Origin of the sequence: Hoeflea sp. BAL378 (assembly GCF_000759435.1) — a bacterium.
In the GTDB taxonomy this organism is placed as follows: domain Bacteria; phylum Pseudomonadota; class Alphaproteobacteria; order Rhizobiales; family Rhizobiaceae; genus Hoeflea.
This window is the reverse complement of sequence record NZ_JRJG01000223.1, coordinates 1-411: the sequence shown is the minus strand read 5'-3', so window position 1 is coordinate 411 and position 411 is coordinate 1. Positions and strand designations below refer to the sequence as shown.

General features: G+C 65.0%; 1 protein-coding gene. It reads left to right on the top strand.

Annotated features, from left to right (window positions below):
• The coding region (locus tag LL06_RS25425) for a VCBS domain-containing protein (protein ID WP_035533691.1) at nucleotides 1–411 on the top strand (411 nt) is incomplete at both ends.

Genomic DNA, 411 nt, shown 5'->3' with positions numbered 1-411 from the left:
TCGACATCCACACGATCCTCCCGGGCATCGTCGCCTCGAACGGCGCTTTGGGCACGCTCACGGCCAACGTCACCACGGACACCACCGCCACCGGCACGGGCGGCGTCATCAGTTGGAGCTACAGCGTCGCCGCTTCGGCGGTGGAGTATCTGGCCCTCAACGAGACCAAGGTCGAGACCTTCACGCTGACTCTCAGCGACGGTCGCGGCGGCACCGTCGAGCGCACCATTTCGGTGACCATCACCGGCACCAACGATGTGCCGCTTGTTGCATCGGAAGATGTAACGGGCGCGGTCACCGAACAGGTAACGCCGGCGGCCAACCTCACCGACAGCGGCACGATCAGCTTCACGGACGTCGATCTTCTCGACATCCACACGATCCTCCCGGGCATCGTCGCCTCGAACGGCG